This window comes from Kribbella sp. NPDC051137 (assembly GCF_040682535.1).
GTDB classification, from domain to species: Bacteria; Actinomycetota; Actinomycetes; order Propionibacteriales; family Kribbellaceae; genus Kribbella; species Kribbella karoonensis.
In genome coordinates this window covers 993164-1009914 of sequence record NZ_JBFBBI010000003.1, presented here as the reverse complement: position 1 = coordinate 1009914, position 16751 = coordinate 993164, and the positions used below count along the sequence as shown (strand labels likewise).

General features: G+C 70.5%; 19 protein-coding genes. 7 read left to right on the top strand and 12 right to left on the bottom strand.

Annotated features, from left to right (window positions below; genetic code table 11):
• Window positions 1-46 precede the first annotated feature (46 nt).
• Window positions 47-493 carry a TIGR03618 family F420-dependent PPOX class oxidoreductase gene (locus AB0M51_RS19990; RefSeq protein ID WP_344197564.1) on the top strand — a complete coding sequence of 149 codons (447 nt, stop codon included), beginning with the start codon at window positions 47-49 and terminating at the stop codon, window positions 491-493.
• Here AB0M51_RS19990 and AB0M51_RS19985 read toward each other — a convergent pair.
• The 3 genes from AB0M51_RS19985 to AB0M51_RS19975 form a co-directional block, all read right to left on the bottom strand.
• Window positions 465-1034, bottom strand: a complete 570-nt coding sequence (locus AB0M51_RS19985; RefSeq protein ID WP_344197562.1) for a hypothetical protein — start codon at window positions 1032-1034, stop codon at window positions 465-467. The two genes, AB0M51_RS19990 and AB0M51_RS19985, sit on opposite strands and share 29 nt — an antisense overlap.
• 74 nt (window positions 1035-1108) lie before the next feature.
• On the bottom strand, window positions 1109-1912 hold the full coding sequence (gene proC, locus AB0M51_RS19980) for a pyrroline-5-carboxylate reductase (protein WP_344197560.1): 804 nt from the start codon (window positions 1910-1912) through the stop codon (window positions 1109-1111).
• 29 nt (window positions 1913-1941) lie between these two features.
• On the bottom strand, window positions 1942-2871 hold the full coding sequence (locus AB0M51_RS19975) for a proline dehydrogenase family protein (RefSeq protein ID WP_344197558.1): 930 nt from the start codon (window positions 2869-2871) through the stop codon (window positions 1942-1944).
• Window positions 2872-2962: 91 nt separating this feature from the next.
• Here AB0M51_RS19975 and AB0M51_RS19970 point away from each other — a divergent pair, with 91 nt between their 5' ends.
• The 3 genes from AB0M51_RS19970 (at window position 2963) to AB0M51_RS19960 (ending at window position 5617) form a co-directional block, all read left to right on the top strand.
• The gene (locus tag AB0M51_RS19970; RefSeq protein ID WP_344197556.1) at window positions 2963-3997 is read left to right on the top strand and encodes a DUF695 domain-containing protein; all 1035 of its coding nucleotides are present in this window, start codon (window positions 2963-2965) and stop codon (window positions 3995-3997) included.
• A gap of 70 nt (window positions 3998-4067) precedes the next feature.
• The gene (locus AB0M51_RS19965) at window positions 4068-4574 is read left to right on the top strand and encodes a SigE family RNA polymerase sigma factor (protein ID WP_344197554.1); all 507 of its coding nucleotides are present in this window, start codon (window positions 4068-4070) and stop codon (window positions 4572-4574) included.
• An 11-nt stretch (window positions 4575-4585) separates the two neighbouring features.
• On the top strand, window positions 4586-5617 hold the full coding sequence (locus AB0M51_RS19960) for a hypothetical protein (protein ID WP_344197552.1): 1032 nt from the start codon (window positions 4586-4588) through the stop codon (window positions 5615-5617).
• 33 nt (window positions 5618-5650) lie between these two features.
• On the opposite strand, the gene AB0M51_RS19955 is transcribed toward AB0M51_RS19960, so the two are convergent.
• From AB0M51_RS19955 to AB0M51_RS19930, 6 genes are read right to left on the bottom strand one after another with little or no spacing between them, the layout of a single operon-like run.
• Entirely contained in the window at window positions 5651-6388 is a 738-nt protein-coding gene (locus tag AB0M51_RS19955) for an ABC transporter permease (protein WP_344197550.1), read from the bottom strand.
• Window positions 6385-7107: an ABC transporter ATP-binding protein gene (locus AB0M51_RS19950; protein ID WP_344197548.1), complete on the bottom strand. Its 723-nt coding sequence runs from the start codon at window positions 7105-7107 to the stop codon at window positions 6385-6387. Before AB0M51_RS19950 ends, AB0M51_RS19955 begins: the two co-directional genes overlap by 4 nt.
• Window positions 7108-7147: 40 nt before the next feature.
• Entirely contained in the window at window positions 7148-7717 is a 570-nt protein-coding gene (locus tag AB0M51_RS19945; RefSeq protein WP_344197546.1) for an HD domain-containing protein, read from the bottom strand.
• Window positions 7717-8307: a TetR family transcriptional regulator gene (locus AB0M51_RS19940; RefSeq protein ID WP_344197545.1), complete on the bottom strand. Its 591-nt coding sequence runs from the start codon at window positions 8305-8307 to the stop codon at window positions 7717-7719. The genes AB0M51_RS19945 and AB0M51_RS19940 overlap by 1 nt, the downstream gene beginning before the upstream one ends.
• 7 nt (window positions 8308-8314) lie before the next feature.
• Complete coding sequence (locus tag AB0M51_RS19935) at window positions 8315-9163, bottom strand: sugar phosphate isomerase/epimerase family protein (protein WP_344197543.1); 849 nt, start codon at window positions 9161-9163, stop codon at window positions 8315-8317.
• 4 nt (window positions 9164-9167) lie between these two features.
• Entirely contained in the window at window positions 9168-10100 is a 933-nt protein-coding gene (locus AB0M51_RS19930; protein ID WP_344197541.1) for a Ppx/GppA phosphatase family protein, read from the bottom strand.
• 62 nt (window positions 10101-10162) lie between these two features.
• Between AB0M51_RS19930 and AB0M51_RS19925 the strand changes: the two genes are divergently transcribed.
• Entirely contained in the window at window positions 10163-10903 is a 741-nt protein-coding gene (locus AB0M51_RS19925) for a hypothetical protein (RefSeq protein WP_344197539.1), read from the top strand.
• Here AB0M51_RS19925 and AB0M51_RS19920 read toward each other — a convergent pair.
• Window positions 10896-11819: an NAD-dependent epimerase/dehydratase family protein gene (locus AB0M51_RS19920; RefSeq protein WP_344197537.1), complete on the bottom strand. Its 924-nt coding sequence runs from the start codon at window positions 11817-11819 to the stop codon at window positions 10896-10898. The genes AB0M51_RS19925 and AB0M51_RS19920 overlap by 8 nt on opposite strands.
• A 67-nt stretch (window positions 11820-11886) precedes the next feature.
• Here AB0M51_RS19920 and AB0M51_RS19915 point away from each other — a divergent pair, with 67 nt between their 5' ends.
• Window positions 11887-12519: a VOC family protein gene (locus tag AB0M51_RS19915; protein WP_344197535.1), complete on the top strand. Its 633-nt coding sequence runs from the start codon at window positions 11887-11889 to the stop codon at window positions 12517-12519.
• Here AB0M51_RS19915 and AB0M51_RS19910 read toward each other — a convergent pair.
• Together AB0M51_RS19910 and AB0M51_RS19905 are read right to left on the bottom strand one after the other, a co-directional pair.
• Window positions 12516-13952, bottom strand: a complete 1437-nt coding sequence (locus AB0M51_RS19910) for a wax ester/triacylglycerol synthase family O-acyltransferase (RefSeq protein ID WP_344197533.1) — start codon at window positions 13950-13952, stop codon at window positions 12516-12518. The genes AB0M51_RS19915 and AB0M51_RS19910 overlap by 4 nt on opposite strands.
• 88 nt (window positions 13953-14040) lie before the next feature.
• Window positions 14041-15465 carry a family 20 glycosylhydrolase gene (locus tag AB0M51_RS19905; RefSeq protein WP_344197531.1) on the bottom strand — a complete coding sequence of 475 codons (1425 nt, stop codon included), beginning with the start codon at window positions 15463-15465 and terminating at the stop codon, window positions 14041-14043.
• A gap of 84 nt (window positions 15466-15549) precedes the next feature.
• Between AB0M51_RS19905 and AB0M51_RS19900 the strand changes: the two genes are divergently transcribed.
• Window positions 15550-16749, top strand: coding sequence for an MFS transporter (locus tag AB0M51_RS19900; RefSeq protein ID WP_344197529.1), 1200 nt, complete (start codon window positions 15550-15552; stop codon window positions 16747-16749).
• The last annotated feature ends 2 nt before the right edge of the window (window positions 16750-16751 follow it).

Here is a 16751-nt window from a genome sequence, read left to right as displayed (position 1 = left end):
GTCAGGGTACCCGGGGGTTCCCACGGTGCTGTCTAGCGTCTGCCGCATGATTCCCGAAAGTGCCTATCGCCTCTTCGACGAGCCGAAGAACGCCACGATCATCACCATCGACCCGGACGGGTCGCCGCAGGCCTCGCTCGTGTGGGTGGAACGCGACGGCGACGACGTACTGGCCGGGATCCAGGCGCCGCACCGCAAGACCCGCAACCTGTTCCGCGATCCGCGCGTGACGCTGCTGATCCAGGACGACCAGGTCGGTTGGCGCGGGATCACGCAGTACCTCGTGCTGCGCGGTACGGCGAAGCTCGAGGGGCCGGGGATCCCGGACGAGTACAAGGCGCTGATGGACCGCGAGACGCAGCGCTACCTGGGACTGCCGGAATTCCCTTTCGGCGAAGGGATCTGGGACACCGGCGTGATCGCCCGCATCACCGTCGAGCGGGTCAGCGGCGAGGGCCCGTGGGTCAGATCACCAGGTGCCAGCGGAGCATGAAGGCGCCGATCGAGAGCACGACGTAGAGCAGGACCAGGGCAGTGCCGATGCCGGGGCGCGGGCGGTGGCGGCGGACCTGGGTGGTGAGGGAGCGTTCCCGCAGCACCTCCATCACCGCGGCGACCTCGGCGGTACGGTCCGTCGGGATGCCGTTGATCTCGTGCTCGTCGGGCCCGCGGGTGAGTACGACGCTGTCCTCGCCGATCTCGATCTTGCCGACGTCCTGCCAGGCCAGGCTGCGGATCAGCATGCTGGTCCGCGCCTTCAGGCCGGTCGGGAACAGCTCGACCCGGTACAGCACCACGCCGCCGGCGACCCGCACCACGGACGCGCCGATGATCGTCAGCAGGCCGACCGCGAGCATGTCGCGGGCACCCATCCAGAGCCACGAGTTCAACGCCGGCACGGCGACGAACGGCAGCAGGAACAGGGCCCAGGCCCACCACGGCGCCGGGTCCAGCGGCACACGCCACGGGAGCTGCGGCACCTCCTGCTGCGCTGGTACAGGCTTGGTGACAGGCTCGACCGAACCATTACCCATGGGCGGACTCAATCCCTCGAACATGGCAGGAAACCTCGGCGGGGCCCACCTTAACGCCACCTGAGGGACAGGTGTTATTCGGCGGCGAGATCGCGCGAACGGTTCCGGGCCGCCTCGATCGCGGACAGGAACGCGGCGCGGACCTTGTGGTCCTCGAGTTCGCGGACCGCGGCTGCCGTCGTACCGCCGGGCGAGGTGACGCGCTCCCGCAGCACGGTCGGGTGTTCGCCGGTCTCGCGGAGCAGCTTCGCGGACCCGACCACCGTCTGTACGACGAGCTCCGTCGCGGTGTTCCGCGGCAGACCCATGTGTACGCCGGCCTCGATCATCGACTCGACCACGAAGAAGATGTACGCCGGGCCCGAACCGGAGATCGCGGTCACCGCGTCCTGCTGCTTCTCCGGAACCCGCACCACCCGGCCGGTCGCCGCGAGCAGGCTCTCGGCCAGCTCGAGGTGGCTCTCGTCGCAGTGCGCACCGCGGGAGATCGCGGCCATCCCCTCGTCGACCAGGGCGGGCGTGTTCGGCATCACCCGCACCACGGCGACCCCGTCGGGCAGCCGCGACTCGACGAAGGTGGTGCTGATACCCGCGGCGAGCGAGACCACGGTCTGGGTCGGCTCCACGGCCGGGGCGATCTCCGCGAGCAGGTCCGGCATGTCCTGCGGCTTCACCACCAGGACCAGCGTGTCCGCCCGCTTCGCCGCCTCCAGGTTGGAGACCACGTCGACGCCGTACCGCTCCCGCAGCTCGGCGGCGCGCTCCGGGCGGCGCTCGGTGATCAGGAGGTCCTCCGGTCGCCGGCCGGCCCGAATCAGCCCGGACAGCAACGTCTCCCCCATCACACCCGCCCCGAGGACGGCCACCTTTGCACTCATGGTGCTCAGGTTAGCCGCCCGGCTCGGTGTTACTTCTTGCTGATCAAGGAGCGGGCGAAGAACTGCAGGTTCGCGGGGCGCTCGGCGAGGCGGCGGACCAGGTAGCCGTACCAGTCCGCGCCGTACGGGACGTAGATGCGCACCGTGTGCCCGAGGCCGGCCAGCCGGAGCTGCTCCTCGGGGCGGATGCCGTACAGCATCTGGTACTCGAAGGTGCCCGGCTTGCGGCCGGCCCGATCCGCCAGCGCGCCCGCGATCGAGATCAGCCGCGGGTCGTGCGAGGCGATCATCGGGTAGCCCGCGCCGTTCATCAGGACCTTCATCGCCCGGACGTACGCCTTGTCGACCTGCCGCTTCTCCTGGAACGCGACCGACTCCGGCTCCTTGTACGCACCCTTGCACAGCCGGACCCGGGAGCCCGGGTGGGCCAGGTCGCGGCAGTCGCCCTCGGTACGCCGCAGGTACGCCTGCAGGACCGCTCCGGTTTCGGGGAAGTCCTGGCGCAGCTCGCGGAGGATGCCCAGCGTCGAGTCGGTGGTGGTGTGGTCCTCCATGTCGAGGGTGACCGTCGTACCGGCGTTGCGGGCCGCGCGGCAGATCGTGCGGGCGTGCTCCAGCGCGATCTTCTCGCCGTCGCCGGGGAGCGCCTGGCCGACTGCGGAGAGCTTCACCGAGACCTCGGCGTTCGCGGCCAGGCCGGCCGCGGTGAGCTTCTTCAGCAGGTCCAGGTACGCGTCGGCGGTGGCGGTCGCGGCGGCCGGATCGGTGACGTCCTCGCCGAGGTGGTCGAGGGTGACGCACAGTCCGTTGCTGACCAGCTTCTCGGTGGCGAGCACGGCCTCCGGAGCGCTCTCACCGGCGACGAACCGCGCGACGATGCCGCTGGACACCGGCAGCGACGACACTGCCTTCTTGATCTGGTGGCTGCGGGACATACCCAGCAGGACTCGCCGAAGCACTACGTGTTCCTCCTCGTCAATCCTTGCCGGGGCCACACCAGCACCGTCACTGATTCGATAGTCGCACCCCTGGTTGTTAGAGGATGCGCTCATGCCCATCTTCAAGCGTCGTCGCCGGAACGCCGTGGAGGCCGACCCGATCGGCGCGTTCTGGTCCTGGTGGACGACGTCCGGCGCCGACCTGGTCGCGAACGCCGTCGCCCGCCGCGAGCCGACCGCCGCGAACGCGGACCTGAGCGACCGGATCGGCCGCATCCACCCCGACCTCGAATGGGAGCTGGGCCCCGGGCTGCACGCCGAGCACGTGCTGATCGTGACCGCCGCGGGCAACCCCGCCCAGCGCGCGGTCGCCCGCCGCTGGTTGCGCGCGGCCCCGCCGTCGGACCGCGTCTGGGAGTACGCCGACCTGCGCCGGCCGGGTCCCGCGGTGACGATCGAGTTCGACGGACTGCCGCCGGTCGCGATCGACGAGTCCGTGGTGTCGATCGAGCCGGACTCCGCCTCGGTGCACGTCGGTGTCCATCATCCGGCGTTCGCGTCGCTGTCGGTGGACACGCAGCGGCGGGTGACGTTCCTGATCCTGGACCTGGTGCTGGGCGAGGAGATGGTGGAGACCTGGGTCGGCGCCATCGACCCGCTCGCCGACGCCCCGGCGGGCGCCGTACCCGTGGTGGAGCTGCTGCCGGCGGTGGCCGGGTTCGCGGCCGAGCACACGCTGGACGACGGCAGCCCGGCCTGGAAGATGCTCGAGGGGACCCGGGACGGGCAGCGGGTGATCGCGACCGCGGAGTACCCGCTGCGCTCGATCCGCCGGCCGCACCTCGACACACACGTCGCGGTGTCGATCCTGTACCCCGTCGTCCGCGAGGACGGCCTGCCGGAGTCCGAGATGCTGGACGAACTGCGTGCCTTCGAGGACCACCTCACCGACCGCCTCGGCGGCTCCGGCAACCTCCTCGCCCACGAGACCTCCGCGGGCGTCCGCATCCTGCACTACTACGTCGACGGCACCACCCCCGCGGACGCCCAGCTCCAGGCCGCCACCACCGGCTGGCCACACGGCAAGGTCACCCTCACCACCACCCCCGACCCTGCCTGGGAGGGCGTCGCCCACCTCGCCGGCTGAACCGCTGCCTGATGCAACCTGGTGGGCAGGCCTTTCCGTCTTGGGGTGGAGATGGGGAGTGGAGGCACTGATGGCGGAGCGGGACCGGGAGTTCGCCGAGTTCGTCGAGGAGACCTCGACGGCCTTGCGGCGAACCGCGTTTCTGGTGGTGGGCGACCGACACCGGGCCGATGACATCGTCCAGGACGCGTTCTACAAGCTGTACCTGGCGTGGCCGAAGGTCCGGCGGGCAGGTAATCCGTTCGCGTACGCACGCCGTGTCGTGGTCAACGCGGCGTACGACGGCGGCCGCCGGCCGTGGCGACGGGAGGTGGCGATCGCCGACCTGCCGGACCGCACCGAGCCCGACGACTTCACCGCCGGGCACGCCGAGCGGGACGAGGTACTGGAAGTCCTGCGCTCGCTGGGCCCGCGGCAACGCGCGTGCGTCGTCCTGCGGTACTACGAGGACCTGTCCGTCGAGCAGACCGCCGAAATCCTCGGCTGCTCCGAAGGGACCGTGAAAAGCCAAGCATCCCGCGGCCTCGAAACTCTCCGTCGAGCCATCGCCGAACGCCGGGCAAGCCAGGCGCTGTGAAGGAGAACCCTATGGACGACGTACGAGACGTCACCGCCGAGCTGTGCCGGATCGCCGATGCCGAGCAGTTCGACCCGCTGGACACCGTGGGCCTGTTGGACCGCGGCCACCGTGGCCGGCGGCACCGGCGCATCCTCACCGTCAGTGGGGCGGTCGCCGCCGTCGCGGCGGTCGCGGTCACCGTCAGCCTGCTGCCCGGGAACAGCCGGGCCGGTCAGCCTTCGGTCGCGGAGGAGCAGAAGCACGAGGCGTACTTCCAGCCGGTCCCCGGTATCCCCCGCGGCGAGGACGCGGTCGGCGTACCGGTGTCCAACGCCGAGGCACTCCGCCGCTGCACTCTCCGGCTGCCCGATCTGAAGGGGCCGTTGGAGAACGTGGTCGGCGGCTACCGCACCGGGGACCGCGCCACCACCAATCCCATGCGCAGTAAGCGGATCCAGCTGTGCACCGTTCCAGGTGGGGACCGGCCGACGGCCGCTCTGCTGGCGAAACTCCGGAAGGACCCGGTGCCGACCGACCCGGCCACCCAACTGCTGAACTGCTCGGCGCAGAGCTGGGTGGACGTCACCAACTGGCGCATCGTCGCGTCCGCGCGCTCGAAGACCTGGCCGAGCATCCTGCTGACCGCGGTCTCCCCGAGCGGGCGGAAGGCGATCACCTGTGAGATCGAGAAGAACTCACTGGACGGTGGCATGGTGATGCGAGGTACGGCGTTCCTGGACCTGGACTCGCTCGTCCGCGGCAAGGACCCGATCCTCACGCCCGCAAAGGGCTCGCAGCGCGCCGACCTGTACACCGGTACCGACCTGGGCGGCCAGAAATGCGGCACGAAGATGTGCTACGAAGTGCGGGCCTGGGGACGAGTCGCCAGTACCGCGACCAGGATCCACCTGCAGATCGGCCCGTCGGCCCACACCGATATCCCGGTCACCGACGGCTGGTTCGCCTACATCTGGCTGAGCCAACCGACAACAGCCCCCGCGAGCGCCCTCAAGGCCACCGCCTTCGACAAGTTCGACAACGTCGTCCGCACCCTCCCCTGAGCAGCGGTCGCGAGCGGGTTGGGGAGCCGACGCCTAGGCGGTGCGGCGGCGGAGGGTGGCGGCGCCCAGGGCCAGGGCGGCGAGGATGAAGGCGAAGACCACGAGGGCGTCGTTGCCGGTGGATGTGGTGAAGCCGTTGCCCTTGGCAACTCCCAGGACGGCGTCGACTGCGTAGGACAGCGGGAGTACGTCGCTCAGCGCGTGCAGCACCGACGGCAGGCTGTCCCGGGGGACGAACAGGCCGCAGAGCAGGATCTGCGGGATCATGATCGCGGGCATCATCTGCACGGCCTGGAACTCGGTCGCCGCGAACGCGCTGGACAACAGCCCGAGCGCGGCGCCGAGGACGCCGTCGAGAACCGCGACGACGCCCAGCTGCCAGGCGGCGCCCTGGATGTTCAAGCCCAACAGATAGAGGGCGATCGAGACCAGCACGACCGCCTGTACGACGGCGACCAGGGCGAACGCGAGCGCGTACCCGAGCAGGAAGTCCAGCCTCGCCATCGGCATCGTGAACAACCGCGACAACGTCCCGCCGGACCGTTCGCGCAGGGTCGTCACCGCAGTCACCACGAACATCACGATCGACGGGAAGATCGCCAGCAGCGGCCCGCCGATCTGGTCGAAGACCACTGGGTCGTCGTGGAACATCCACCACATCAACGTGACGAACACGGTCGGCAGCGCGATCAGCAGCGCCACCGTCCGCGGGTCCCGCCGCAGCTGGGTGATCACCCGGGCGGCGACGGCGAGAGTCACGCGCGGAGTCATCGGGCCGCCTCCTTCTGCTCGATCAGGGTCAGGAACGCCTGCTCGATGTCCGACGTACCGGCCGAGGCGAGCAACGCGTCGGGAGTCTCGTCGGCGAGCAGTTCCCCTTCGCGCATCAGCAGCAGGCGGTCGCAGCGGGACGCCTCGTCCATCACGTGACTGGACACCAGCAGCGCCGCGCCGTCGTCGGCCAGCCGGTGGAACAGCTGCCAGAGATCCCTCCGCAGCACCGGATCCAGCCCGACCGTTGGCTCGTCCAACACCAACAGCTCGGGACTGCCGAGCAGCGCGACCGCCAGCGACACCCGCGAGCGCTGCCCGCCGGACAGCCGGTCGACCCGTACACCGGCGTGCGACACGAGGTCGACGGTCTCGATCACCCGCGCCACGTCGGACACCGGCACGCCGAGCACCGCGGCGAAGAAGCGCAGGTTCTCGGTGACGGTCAGATCGCCGTACACACTGGCTTCCTGGGTCACGTAGCCAACCCGGCCGCGCAGCTTCGGCGCCCCGGCCAGCAGCCCGAGCACCGTCACCTCGCCGGTGACCTGCGCCTGGAGGCCTACGATCGCCCGGATCAGCGTCGTCTTCCCGCAACCGGACGGCCCGAGCAGACCCGTCACGGTCCCGGTCCGGAGATCGAAACCGATCCCGTGCAGTACCTCCTGCTCGCCGCGCACCACGACCACGTCGCGGCAGCTCACCGAGTTTTTCATCATATGATGAATTTAGCCCCTGCCGACGAGCCGGTGCAAGGGGTCAGACGACCGCGTACCCCGTCGCCGCACTGAGCCCGCCCAGCGCCGGTTCGCCGTACCGCTCCCGGAGCTCACCGAACCGCTGCACCTTCTCCGGCCCGAACCGGCGGACCTCCGTTGCATACGTATTCGCCGAGAGGAAGACCGGCGGCGTCCGCTTGCTGTGGAACTTGTCCGCGTACATCACCAGCTCCTCCTCCGGCGTCCGCGGCAGGTAGTCCGCGACCGGGATCGGCAGCCCCTGCCGGACGACGTCGTCCCGGGTGATCCCGACGCCGGTGTGGCACGAGCAGAACCGGCAGACCTCCAGCGGGAGCCCGAGCGACGCGAGCAACTCGTGTCCCAGCACGCCGTGCCGCACGTACGCCGACGCCTCCAGCCGGTACACCCCGATGTCGTGCAGCAGTGCGCCCGCCCGGACCAGATCGGTGTCGACGTCCAGCCCCGCGAAGAACTGCGACGCCACCGAACACACCAGCCGGCAGTGCTCGAACACCACCTCGAACGCCTCGCGGCTCGGCGCGTACGTGCGGTGCAGCTCGCGGATCTCGGCGTCGCCGGGGATCTCCATCAGCCGGTCAGGTGCTGCTGCAGGACCGGCGCCAGCCGGTCGATCAACGTCTCGGCGTCGACCGACGCCACCGGCTCGAGACCGACCAGGTACCGGACGACCGCGGTCCCGACCAGCTGCGTCGCGACCATGCCGACCCGCAGCTTGGCGTCCGGTACGTCGAGCATGGCCGAGACCGGCTGGATGATCAGCTCGGTGATGCCTTCGCGCATCATCCGGGCCACCTCGTCGCTGCTCAGCGCGCTCCGGAACAGCGCCTTCATCCGCTGCTGCCCGTCCGGCGATTCCCAGACCCCGAGGAACGCGGTCGCGATCCGGCGGCCGATCTCGTCGTCCGGCCCGTCGAGGATCTGCGCGGCGATCCGGCGCGGGTCGACGGGCAGCGCCAACGCCTCGATGAACAGCTCGTTCTTGCTGTCGAAGTAGTGGTGCACGAGCGCCGCGTCGACACCGGCCCGCCGTGCGACCGCCCGCATCGAGGTGGCCGCGAATCCCTTGTCCGCAAAGGATTCCCGGGCGGCCTGCACGATCTCCCCGCGGGTGTCCGGTCCGCCCGGGCGGCGTCCCGGCGTCCGCCGCTCGGTGGTCATCGGGGCGTCACGGCGTCAGCTCCGAGATCTCGCCCTCCGGGGTGACCGCGAACGGCGTCCGCCGAGTCTTCACGAAGTGCCGGCGGGTGAACTCCAGCGACTCGACCAGGTCGACCTCACGCTCCGAGCGGCTGGTCGCGCGGCGGGTGTTGATCTCGATGATGATGTGCCCGCCGAAGTCCTGCTTCGCCAGCTCGGTGAGCAGGTCGGCGGCGCGCTGCGTTCCGCGGCCCGGGACCAGGTGCTCGTCCTTCGCCGAACCGGTGCCGTCGGTGAGGTGGACGTGCGTGAGGCTCCTGCCCATCGTCGCGGCCAGCTCGACGCAGTCCTGCTCGGCGGTGGACGCGTGCGACAGGTCGAGCGTGGTGTGCGCGTAGGTCTGCTCGGTCGGGTCCCAGCTCGGCGCGTACGCCTGCAGGTCCCGGCCGGGCGCGCGCCACGGGTACATGTTCTCGACCGCGAGAGTCACGCCCGTCTCGGCCTCCAGCCGAGCGATCCCCTCGACGAACCCGCGCGCGTAGTCCCGCTGCCAGCGGAACGGCGGGTGCACGACGACCACGTCCGCGCCGAGCTCCTTCGCCGCCTCGGCGCTGCGCTCGAGCTTGCTCCACGGGTCGGTCCCCCAGACCCGCTGCATGATCAGCAGCGTCGGCGCGTGCAGCGCGAGCACGGGGAGCTGGTGATAGTCGACGAGTCGCTTGATCGCGTCGATCTGGGTGCTCAGCGGATCGATCCCGATCATCACCTCGACCCCGTCGTACCCGAGCCGGGCGGCCAGCTCGAACCCGCTGGCGGTGGACTCGGGGTAGACGGAGGCGGTGGACAGGCCGATCTTCGCGGTCGTACGAGGGCTCATCGGTTCACCGGGGTTGCAGCTGGTCGAGCCGGGACAGGATGACACCCTCGCGCAGCGCCCACGGGCAGACCTCCAGCGCGGGCAGGTCGAAGAGGTCCATCACGGCGTCGGCGACCAGCGCGCCGGCGGTCAGCTGGGACGCCCGGCCGGCCGAGACCCCGGGCAGGGCGGCCCGTTCGGCGGCCGACATCTTGGTCAGCTTCGGGATCCATTCGTCCAGGTCGTCCCGGCTCAGGCTGCGCGGCACGTACGGTCCGTCGGCGGACGGTGCGGCGCCGGTGATCCGGGCGAGTGAGCGGAAGGTCTTGCTGGTGGCCACGGAGCGCTGGGGCTTGCCGGCCCGCAGTACCGGACCGGCGACCGCGGCCAGCTCCATCCGGATCCGGCGACGCAGCGCCCGGACCTCCTCCTTGTCGGGCGGGTCCGCGGTCAGCCCCTCCCGGGTCAGCCGGCCCGCGCCGAGCTGGACCGACTCCGCCACGGTCGGTTGTTCGTCCGACCCGGCGGCGATCTCCAGCGAGCCGCCGCCTATGTCGAAGACGGCGAGCCGGCCCGAGGACCAGCCGAACCACCGGCGTACGGCGAGGAACGTCAGCCGCGCCTCGTCCTCGCCGCTGAGCACCTCCAGGTCCACGCCGGTCTCGGCGCGGACGCGGGCCAGCACCTTCTCGCCGTTCGGCGCCTCGCGGAGCGCGGAGGTGGCGAACGCGAGCACCGACTCGCAGCCCTTGTCCTCGGCGAGCTCCACGGCCTCCTTGGTGAACGCGATCAGCCCGTCGGCGCCGGAGCCGTCGATCTTGCCGTCCTTGTCGAGGTGCTCGGCCAGCCGGAGCTCGGTCTTGTGCGAGTACGCCGGCAACGGCGCGGCACCACGATGCGCGTCCACCACGAGCAGATGGACGGTGTTTGATCCCACGTCGAGTACGCCGAGCCGCATACCCTCACGCTACTGGACAACCGGAGTACCGGTGTGTTCCCGGTTGCGCGTAGGCTTTCCAGGTGCCTGAGGTTTCGCTCGACTTCCCCCGCGCCTGGGTCGAGTTCATCGACCCCGACGACCCCGACCAGGTCTTCCGCTGCGACCTGACCTGGTTGACGTCCAACTGGTCCTGCATCTTCGGCGGCGGCTGCCAGGGGATCTACAAGGGCCGTCCCAACGACGGCTGCTGCACGCTCGGTGCGCACTTCTCCGACGCGGACGACGAGAAGCGGGTGAAGAAGTACGTCAAGGAGCTCGGCAAGGACGACTGGCAGTTCCGCAAGGAGGGTCGCGCCAACGGCTGGGTGGAGACCGACGACGACGGCGACCGGAAGACCCGGGTCTGGGACGGTGCGTGCATCTTCCTGAACCGTCCGGGCTTCGCCGGCGGCGCCGGGTGCGCGCTGCACGGGCTGGCACTGAAGCGCGGCGTGCACTTCGTCGAGACCAAGCCGGACGTGTGCTGGCAGCTGCCGATCCGGCGGACGTTCCGCGAGGTCGAGCGCCCGGACGGTACGACGTACACCGAGGTCGGGATCGGGGAGTACGACCGGCGCGGCTGGGGCCCCGGCGGGCACGACCTGGACTGGTACTGCACCGGGAACACCGAGGCGCACATCGCGGTCGAGCCGGTCTTCGAGTCCAGCAAGGTCGAGCTGCAGACGCTGATGGGCCTCAAGGCGTACGACGTGCTGGCCGACCTGTGCCGCCAACGCCTGGAAGCGGCCCGGCCGGTGCTGCCGCACCCTGCCTCTACGTGAGCGCCTTGATCCCCGCGAGCGCGGACTCGAACGCCGAGTAGCGCGGGCGGTAGCCGAGGAGCCGGGCGGCCTTCTCCATCGAGCAGTTGGGGCTGTGCTGGATGTGGTCGCGGGTCGCCGGCGCGGTGTCCGGGTGCTTGGCGGCCCACTCGTCCCAGGGGTGGAAGGTCAGGTTGGCCTCCTGGCCGTACCAGGCGGCGAGCTGCTCGGCGTACCCACGGAGCGTGATCGCGTCGCTCGCCACGGCGTGGAAGCTCTCGCCGACCGCGGTCGAGCGGCTGGCGATCGCGGCGGTGAAGAGGCTTGCGACGTCCTCGGCGTGGACCGGGTTGACGGTCTCCAGGCCGAAGTTGGGCAGCTGCAGCTCCTCGCCCTTGGCCAGCGTCTCGTAGACCGCGCGGTCGAAGTTGCCGGCCGGGTTGATCGGGGTCCAGCCCGGGCCGCAGATGTGCCCCGGGTGGATGATCGTGACCGGGAGCGCCGGAGCCTTGCTGAGCAGGTACTTCTCGATCGCGGCCTTCCGGATGCCGTAGTCGCCGAAGGGACGGCGCGGGGCGTCCTCGCGCGTGGGGACGGTGACGCTCGGCCCGTGCACCCAGATCGTGCCGCAGTGCAGGAAGTGCTGGACCTTCCCGGTGACCGCCTCGGCGAGCTGCCGGGCGCTGTCCTCGGTGAAGCAGATCAGGTCGATGACGATGTCCGGCTCCAGGCCGCTCACCCGCTCGCCGAAGGTGCCCGCGGCATCCTCCGCGGCCCGGTCGATCTGGAGCAGCTCGACCTTGTCCCACGCCGCGTCCGGCTGGTACGCCGTACGCTCGCCACGGCTCAGCACCGTGACCTCGTGCCCTCGATCGACCAACTGCGGGACCAGGTAGGTGCCGATGTGTCCGGTACCGCCGATGACGACTGTGCGCATGGGTTGAGCCTAGTCCGACACACCCCTGGTGGGGCGGTTGTCGGTGGGGGCGGTCAGAATGGCTGGCATGCGTCTGGATCACTTGTCGTACGCGTGCGGACCGGATGGTTGTGCGGCCACCATCGAGCGGCTGTCCGCGCTGCTCGGGGCCGAGTTCGTGGACGGCGGGGTGCATCCACGGTTCGGCACGGTGAACCACATCCTGCCGCTGGAGAACGACCGGTACATCGAGGTGGTCGACGTGCTCGACCACCCGGCGTCGGACAAGGCGCCGTTCGGCCAGGCGGTCCGGGCCCGCAAGGAGCTCGGCGGCGGCTGGCTCGGCTGGGTCGTCGAGGTGACCGACATGGAGGCGATGGAGCAGCGCCTCGGCCGCCAGGCGGTCCCCGGCAACCGGCACCGGCCCGACGGAGTGAACCTGACCTGGCGGCAGATCGGCGTCAAGGGCCTGATCGCGGACCCGCAACTGCCGTTCTTCATCCACTGGGACGACCTCGGCGAGCACCCGTCGATCGGCGGCAAGGACGTGAAGCTGACCGGCCTGGAGATCGCCGGCGACCCGACCCGGGTCACCGACTGGATCGGCCACCCGGCGGACCACCTGCTGGACGACCTCGACGTCGCCTGGGTCGGGCCCAACGGCCAGCCGGGCCTGGTCGCGGCCGTCTTCCAGACTCCGAGCGGGATCGTTCGGGTCTAGTTGATGTTCTCCAGCTCGGCGAGTGAGGTTTCGAGGTGGGTGAGCATGCGTTGCAGGTGCGGGACGGTACGGCGGCAGCCGATCAGGCCGAAGTGGAGCTGCTGGGCGTAGCTGGTGACGCTGATGTTCAGCGCCTGGCCGTTCATCACGATGCTCACCGGGTAGAGACCGAGCAGGCGGGAGCCGTTCCAGTACAGCGGGCTCTCGGTGGGGCCGGGGACGTTCGAGATCACGATGTTGTACGGCGGCGCCGTACGGCCGGCGACGCCCGGAAGGACCGCGCCGGGTCCAGCAACCGCGAAGCCGAGGGCGCCGACGACCAGGTTCTGCAGCGGGGTGAGGCCGGACAGCACGCTCTTCGCCTGCGCGGTCGACGCCATGATCCGGCGGATGCGTCGCTCCGGGTCGGCGACGTCGGTGGCCAGGTCGGCGATCAGCGTGGCGAGCGAGTTGCCGCCGCCGGGGCCGCTGTCCTTGGTCCGCAGGTTGACCGGGACCATCGCCGTCAGCGCCTTGTCCGGGAGCGCGTTCAGGTCGAGCAGGTAGTTGCGCAGGGCACCTGAACACATCGCGAGCAGTACGTCGTTGAGCGTCGCGCCGGTGATCGCCCGCACCTTCTCCAGCCGCTCCAACGGCCAGGACTGAGCCGCGAACCGCCGCGCCCCGGTCACTCCCTGGTTGAAGACAGTCCGCGGCGCCTGGAACGGCATCGTCGAATGCAGCAACCCCTGCAACCCCGCCACCGGCAACCCCGCCAGATCCGCCAGCAACCGCCCGGCACCACCAACCGCCTGCGCCGTGGAGCCGAACGCCCGGCGCGGGATGCGGCCGACGGCCGCCAGCAACTCCCCCGGAGTCGGCATGCCGGCAGCGCCTTCGGCGGTCGGCCCGCCCGGTAGGGCGTAGGTGGCCGGCATGTGCGTGCGCGCGGGGTCCGTGGTGAGGGTTTGCTGCATCAGACGGAGGGCGGTCACGCCGTCGATCATCGAGTGGTGGATCTTGCTGTAGACGGCGAACCGGCGACCCTCCACGCCGTCGATCAGGTGCATCTCCCACAGCGGGCGATGCCTGTCGAGGAGCGTGCCGTGCAGCTGGCTCGTGAGTTCGAACAGTTCGCGGTACCGCCCCGGGCGTGGCAGCGCGGACAGCCGGACGTGGTACTCCAGGTCGATCTCGTCGTCCTGTTCCCACGACCAGTACCCGAGGTCCACCACCCGGTTCCGCACCCGCCGGGCGAACAACGGGTTCATCTCCGGGGCCGCCACCAGCTCGTGGTACAGCCGCGACACGAAGTCCCGCGAACTCTCCGGGAACACATGGTCCCGCCCGGCGCCCTCCGGCAGCTCGAACAGCATCAGCCCGCCGACGTGCATCGGCTGCTCGCGCGTCTCCCCGCCGAGGAACATCGCGTCCAAGGGTCCCACCGCGGTCATCTGCGCGCCTCCGCTCCAGCCCGGGCCTTCCGACGGTTCATCGTTCGCCAGACAGCCCCGCGACGTCTACCCCACCAGGCGGCGGGGGTCAGTCGAGGGGGCGGTAGTTGAGGCCGAGGTTCTCGATCCGGGCCAGGTGGGGGCGGAGGCGGGTGAGGAACTCGTCGTACGACGTCTTCGGCGAGCCCCAGGCGCGCTCGGCGAACGCGGACAGCCGGGGCAGCAGCATGTACCCGACCTGCTCCGGTCCCTCCATGTACTCGGTCCAGATCTGGCACTGCGTCCCGACGATCAGCGCCTGCTCCTGCGGCGACAGCGCCGCCGGGACCACCTCGAAGTCGTACACCTTCCGCAGCGGGATGTCGCCGCCGATCGCCAGCGGCTCGGTCGCCGGGTCGCCCTGGTAGTAGTCGAAGTACACCGACTCGCACGGCGCCATCACGACCTCGTGGCCGGCCTTCGCCGCCACCTCGCCGCGCTCGGCGCTCCGCCACGCCATGATGACCGCGTCCTTCGGGCAGTCGGTCTCGACCATCTCGTCCCAGCCGACGAGCCGCCGCCCCTGCTCGGCCAGCACCTCCGCGACCTGGGCCGTGAACCACCCCTGCAGCTGCCCCGGCTCGTCCAGCCCGAGCTCGGCCTGCCGCTTCTGTGCCGCCTCCGACTCGGCCCACTGCACGGACGGGCACTCGTCACCGCCGAGGTGCACGTACGGCGACGGGAAGATCTCCAGCACCTCCCGCAGCACGGTCTTCACGAACTCGACGGTCGCGTCGTTGACGTTCAGCACGTCCTCGCTGATCCCCCAGTACGGCCGCACGCTCAGCTGCCGGTCCGGATGGTTCCCGAGCTCCGGGTACGCCGTGATCGCCGCCTGCATGTGCCCCGGCAGGTCGATCTCGGGGACGACCGTGATCCCCCGCTCCGCGGCGTACGCGACGATCTCGCGGAGCTCGTCCTTGGTGTAGAACCCGCCGTGCCGGGTCCCGTCGTACTCGAACTCGGTCTGGCCGGGCGTCATCTTCCCGACCATCGTGTGCTCCCGCCACCCGCCGACCTCGGTGAGCTTCGGGTACGCCGCGATCTCGACCCGCCAGCCCTGGTCGTCGGTGAGGTGGAAGTGCAGCACGTTCAGCCGGTGCAGGGCGAGTACGTCGATGACCTTGAGCACGAACTCCTTCGGCATGAAGTGCCGCGCGACGTCCAGCATCATCCCGCGCCACCCGAACCGCGGCGCGTCCGCGACGTGCGCCAGCGGGACGGCGACCTTCCCGTCCGCGGCCGGTTCGGCAGCCTCCACGAGCTGCGCGTACGTCGTCTCCGCGTGCCGCAGCGCGTCCTCGGAACCCGCGGTCAGCCGAGCCCCGCCGGTGCCGACGTCGATCCGGTACTCGGTCGCGTCGAGGTTCTCGACCACGTCCCGGACGGCGTCGGCGATCGGGTCGGCGGTGATCCACCGGCCCGCCTCGACGGTGAGCTCACGCGGTGCGGGAACGATCGCGATCTCGGACATCCGGACTCCAGGGGAAGCTTGTCGAATTACGTCAGGACCATCCTATAAGCGGCTTCCGTGTCAGGTTCATGAGAGGGTTTGCCCGTGACAAGCGTGCCGCAGCGGACCACTCTCCGGGTCCTGGTGACCAGCAATGCCCTCGGCGGGGTCGCGACAGCCAGCGGCTTCGCGGTCGCCGGCCTACTCGCCGAGAAGGTCTCCGGCTCGACGTCGCTCGCCGGCCTGGTGGCCACCTCGACCACCCTCGGCGCCGCGGCGGTCGCCGTACCGCTGGCCGGTCTCGCCCGGACCCACGGCCGCCGGGTCTCGCTGACGATCGGCTACGGGCTCGCGTTCGCCGGTGCCCTGCTGACGATCCTCGCCGCGCAGATCGGCTCGCTCGCCCTGCTGCTGGCGGCCGGCTGTCTGTTCGGCAGCGGCAACGCCTCCAATCTCCAGTCCCGGTACGCCGCCACCGACAACGCCGAGCCCAGCAAGATCGCCCGCTCGCTCGGTCTGGTCGTCTGGGCCACCACGATCGGCGTGATCATCGGCCCGAACCTGACCGGGGTCGGCGGCTCGGTCGGCAGCAAGCTCGGCATCCTGGCGCTGGCCGGCCCGTACGTGTTCTCCGTGGTCGCGTTCGGCCTCAGTGCGCTCACCGTGTGGACGGGCATGCGCAGCCAGGTGCGCCCGGGCAAGGTGGAGCGTCAGCCGCTGGCAGAGACGTTCCGCCGGGTCGTCAGCATCCCGCACGCGCGGCTCGGCCTGCTGGCGATCGCCACCGCGCACGCGGTGATGGTCGGTGTGATGTCGATGACCTCGGTCCACCTGCGGCACCACGGTGCTTCGCTGACCATCGTCGGCTTCGTCATCAGCGGCCACGTGGCCGGCATGTACGCCCTGTCCCCGCTGACCGGCTGGCTGGCGGACCGGCTCGGCCGCATCCCCACGATCGGCATCGGCCTGGGCATCCTCGCCGTGGCCATGACGCTGGCCGCGGTGGCGCCGGACAACGCGCATGCGCTCACCGGGCTCGCGCTGTTCACGCTCGGCCTCGGCTGGTCCGCCTGTCTGGTCGCGGGGTCCGCCCTGCTGTCGCGGTCCGTCCCGGACGAGATCCGTACGTCGGCGCAGGGGCTGTCCGACCTGACGATGGGCATCCTGGCTTCCCTTTCGGGCACAGCTGCCGGCCCGGTGCTCGCACACCTCGGCTTCCACTGGCTGGCGGTCTTCTGCGGCATCCTGCTCGTCCCGGCAGCACTGCTGGCCGCCACCACCAAGCAGGCCGTCGCTAGGGTCTGACG

Excerpts from the sequence above, each read along its gene's own strand:
- AB0M51_RS19990 (WP_344197564.1), top strand. The coding sequence starts at position 47 with ATGATTCCCGAAAGTGCCTATCGCCTCTTCGACGAGCCGAAGAACGCC.
- AB0M51_RS19985 (WP_344197562.1), bottom strand. The coding sequence starts at position 1,034 with ATGGGTAATGGTTCGGTCGAGCCTGTCACCAAGCCTGTACCAGCGCAG.
- proC (WP_344197560.1), bottom strand. The coding sequence starts at position 1,912 with ATGAGTGCAAAGGTGGCCGTCCTCGGGGCGGGTGTGATGGGGGAGACG.
- AB0M51_RS19970 (WP_344197556.1), top strand. The coding sequence starts at position 2,963 with ATGCCCATCTTCAAGCGTCGTCGCCGGAACGCCGTGGAGGCCGACCCG.
- AB0M51_RS19965 (WP_344197554.1), top strand. The coding sequence starts at position 4,068 with ATGGCGGAGCGGGACCGGGAGTTCGCCGAGTTCGTCGAGGAGACCTCG.
- AB0M51_RS19960 (WP_344197552.1), top strand. The coding sequence starts at position 4,586 with ATGGACGACGTACGAGACGTCACCGCCGAGCTGTGCCGGATCGCCGAT.
- AB0M51_RS19955 (WP_344197550.1), bottom strand. The coding sequence starts at position 6,388 with ATGACTCCGCGCGTGACTCTCGCCGTCGCCGCCCGGGTGATCACCCAG.
- AB0M51_RS19950 (WP_344197548.1), bottom strand. The coding sequence starts at position 7,107 with ATGATGAAAAACTCGGTGAGCTGCCGCGACGTGGTCGTGGTGCGCGGC.
- AB0M51_RS19945 (WP_344197546.1), bottom strand. The coding sequence starts at position 7,717 with ATGGAGATCCCCGGCGACGCCGAGATCCGCGAGCTGCACCGCACGTAC.
- AB0M51_RS19940 (WP_344197545.1), bottom strand. The coding sequence starts at position 8,307 with ATGACCACCGAGCGGCGGACGCCGGGACGCCGCCCGGGCGGACCGGAC.
- AB0M51_RS19935 (WP_344197543.1), bottom strand. The coding sequence starts at position 9,163 with ATGAGCCCTCGTACGACCGCGAAGATCGGCCTGTCCACCGCCTCCGTC.
- AB0M51_RS19930 (WP_344197541.1), bottom strand. The coding sequence starts at position 10,100 with ATGCGGCTCGGCGTACTCGACGTGGGATCAAACACCGTCCATCTGCTC.
- AB0M51_RS19920 (WP_344197537.1), bottom strand. The coding sequence starts at position 11,819 with ATGCGCACAGTCGTCATCGGCGGTACCGGACACATCGGCACCTACCTG.
- AB0M51_RS19915 (WP_344197535.1), top strand. The coding sequence starts at position 11,887 with ATGCGTCTGGATCACTTGTCGTACGCGTGCGGACCGGATGGTTGTGCG.
- AB0M51_RS19910 (WP_344197533.1), bottom strand. The coding sequence starts at position 13,952 with ATGACCGCGGTGGGACCCTTGGACGCGATGTTCCTCGGCGGGGAGACG.
- AB0M51_RS19905 (WP_344197531.1), bottom strand. The coding sequence starts at position 15,465 with ATGTCCGAGATCGCGATCGTTCCCGCACCGCGTGAGCTCACCGTCGAG.